The sequence below is a fragment of the Microcoleus sp. Pol1C5 genome (assembly GCF_036701115.1).
Classification (GTDB): domain Bacteria; phylum Cyanobacteriota; class Cyanobacteriia; order Cyanobacteriales; family Microcoleaceae; genus Microcoleus.
Genome location: NZ_JAUBQE010000124.1, coordinates 1 through 3348, shown reverse-complemented (window position 1 = coordinate 3348; position 3348 = coordinate 1). Strand labels below are relative to the sequence as shown.

The window sequence follows — 3348 nt, the reverse complement described above, 5'->3', positions numbered from 1 at the left end:
CCGAGCGTAATTTTCGACAGCGATTCTGGCAAGTTTTTCGCCAAAGCTCCGATCGACCCCCGCATCTGCCCGGTTGCAGTCAAATACTTGCCGTACCGGGAATGCCGCGGCGAAGTCCTCAGCAGCATTGCAATTGTGCGATCGCATTCCGAGGAGGTCGCATGAATTTACCAACCTTGAATAATTCTCAAGCTCAAAATTCTGAAATGGGTCCGATGGAATTGGCTTTGCTCGGCGGCGACTTGAGCAAGCTTTCGGAAAATGACCGAGCAGCCTACTACAGCAAAGTTTGTGAATCCCTTGGCTTGAATCCTTTGACTTGGCCTTTTGAGTACATCAAATTTGACGGCAAGCTCAGACTTTACGCCAAGAAAGACTGCACCGAACAGCTCCGCAAAATTCAGGGAGTTTCGATTTCTAAAGCCGAAACCCGAATCGAAAACGGTTTGGCAATTGTAGAAGTCGTGGCAACAACTAAAGACGGTCGCTCTGACTGCGATATCGGCTGCGTTCCGATCGCCGGATTGAGCGGAAACGCCCTCGGAAACGCGTTGATGAAAGCCGTCACCAAAGCCAAGCGCCGCTGCACTTTGTCGATCTGCGGGTTGGGCTGGCTCGACGAAACTGAAATTGAGGCGATCGCATCGGTGCAGCAAGTTCAGGAAAAAGTTTTGCCCGCTCCGGCAGAAGTCAAGCAGTTAAAAGCGGCTCCAATTTCCAAACCCCTCCCTACCAGCAATCCCGCCGCCAGTTCCGCAGTCGCCGACACCTTGCACCGATTGAAATGGACTGATTTTCAAATTCAGAATTGTCTGGCAGTCAACTTCAATAAAGTTCACCCGACTGAATTAAACGACGAAGAACTTTTAGATTTCTTGGACTACCTCGCCGTCTTCGAGAAAACCTCAACTGAAGTTAAGCGGCTCAAATGGACGCCAGACCAAGGAAAAGAAATTCTCAAATTCGAGTTCGGCGTCGAAACTCGAAACAATCTCAACTTTCAGCAGCTAGTCGAATTTCTGGAATTCCTCAAGACTCAAAAGCCGGCGTAATTATCCACGGTTCCCAGTTTCACCCTGGGAACTGCTCACCACTTCACGGGAAAAATAAAATGTGTATCAATTCTAAAATTCAACAAAAACTCGACCAAAAAGCGGCGCTTGATGCCGAAATCCTCAAGCTCGAAGAACTTGAAGCCAAAACCGCACCAGTTAAACAATCGTTGAGAGAGTTGCTTGATGACTACTCTGAAAGCGCTCCAGAAGAACTCAGTCCTATTTGGACCGAGATTTTGCATTTAGCTGCAAATTACGGTTTAGGAGTTCAGCCTTTAGCGGCGGAAGAATTGAAGCAATGGGAAGCGGCTAATGCTGAAATTGAAAGGTTGAGACGGGAAGACCAAAAAACAAAGCGTCAATACTTGGAGTTATTAGAAACCAGCGCTAACCGAGTTAAGGAGTTGCAGTCTGAGTTAGAAAAGGAAAAATACAACCAGGAAGTTGAGTATCTGCGATCGCAGGTTGAGGCCCTTCAGGTTGACAGCGAAAAATTTCGACAGGAACACAGCAAAATTACAGAGCGGCATTTGGAATTGCTGGGAGCCAGTTCTGAGCGGGTGCGGCAATTAGTGGCAGAAAATGAACAAGTAAAAGATGAGGCGGACAAACTGAGAGCGGCTGTCACTATATCAAATCTCGCTTTCAAGGATTTGAAGGAAAAATCGCAGCCGATCGCCCTTGAACCAGGAACTCCTTGCCCTGGTTGTGGCTACGTACACGAACCGGGTCAAAATACTTTATGCGATTATTATGTTGCCCCCAATCCAGAAGCCGAATACGAACCCGAAAACTCTAGCGACACGGTTGAAAGTATCCTCAAATCTTACGGTTTTTTCCAGCCTGACCCTAATATGCCTCCAGATTGGGATACTTCAGAGCTTTACGAAAATTATCGCGGATGGGATATTTTTTATTCGCTTCCCAATGGCGGCATCGTGGCGATCGGGTTGAACAATAACAAAAGCAATCAATTTTGGGATGCGTCAACCGAATATATTGAGGAGATTGATCCGACATTCCCCGAATCTTTGGCAGATTTTAATGAAATTGTTGCCTGGACGCGACAACTGATCGATCGTTTGGAAAATTTAGAAACTCCAGGGCAACAAGTTTTACCGGTGGATTTTCCTAAAGTGGCGGCAGAAGAAATTGAAAGTGACGTGCTCACGGGGGATGAATACGATGCAGCCATCGAGGAGGAATTGGCATTAGATGATGATGATAGTGAAGAAAAAGCTCAAAAAGTTACAGTCAAAAGTAACGGTGAAAAATGGACGGTTGAAACTTTAAACTTTTTCGCAAATTATGTGAGCTTGTTCTTTCGGAATGCGACAGAAGGATTCACCGAAAAAGTCACTAGAAAAGAATGGGAAGCTAGTGGCTGTTCTATAGTTGAGTGTGCTAAGAAAATTTTGGACTCTCGATCGGCGCAAAAAGACGAAACAGAACAACCAGATCTCAATCCCGGTAATGTTCTGGATTTTGAAACCATGGGTTTTCAGGTACAAGTCTATCCCTCTCACGGTGAGGGCGGATTGGTTGGCGCAACTTATCGATTCTTGAATCCCGAAGAAAAAGGTGCAGACGGCAAACCGAAGGTAGTATTTTCTAAATCTTTGCTGGCAGCAGAATTGGGCGATCGCCCTTACAAAAATATCGCTCGAACTTTAATTCAAGATTGGCGAGACAGCGAGGCGGCTAGGTTGGAAAAAATAGCCAACCCCTACGCCAAGGAAGAGGATAAATTTGTAGAGTTGGTGAAAATTACCAACAGCGTCGGCTATTTGAAGCGGCGGGATAACGGTGAATTGTTAGCGGGTTACGCAGCCTTTAGCAACAAAGATGAAGCGGGAGTCCAGACAGCAACCAAGGCAAAAAGCCGCGCTCAAAAGTGGACTGATTATTTACGGGCAAATTACAAAGCTAGCGAATCCGGAGAAAATCTCGACTGGGATTGTATCAAGAGTAAAATTAGCGAACCCAGAAAAAGTAAACGCCTGGTTTCGGATAATCCCAAGCTAGAATTTGTGTACGAAATCAAGTTTACGGGAGTTCCCCTGGATTACCTGGAGCGCGTCGCCCGGCAGGATTTATCGTTGTTGCCGTCCTTGGTGCCGGGAAAAGTTGCACCCGCTGAAAAAGTTGCAGAACCTGCGACGCAAATCTTCAGGGTAAAAGTTAATTCCTACGAGGCGGCCAGCGGTACGGAAGCGGAAATGCGATCGCGCTTCGAGCACGAGCTGAAAGATCTCGGAGGTTCGCAAATGTCGGTGTCGCTGCTGACGGGTTC

Annotated in this window: 1 protein-coding gene and 1 pseudogene; both read left to right on the top strand. The window is 46.8% G+C overall.

What is annotated here, in order from left to right; translation table 11 throughout:
• Nucleotides 1-161: 161 nt before the first annotated feature.
• Nucleotides 162-1052: a hypothetical protein gene (locus QUA23_RS30635; RefSeq protein ID WP_333079618.1), complete on the top strand. Its 891-nt coding sequence runs from the start codon at nt 162-164 to the stop codon at nt 1050-1052.
• Between the two features lie 59 nt (nt 1053-1111).
• Nucleotides 1112-3348 (top strand): annotated as a pseudogene (locus tag QUA23_RS30630) (hypothetical protein); the annotation flags it as partial.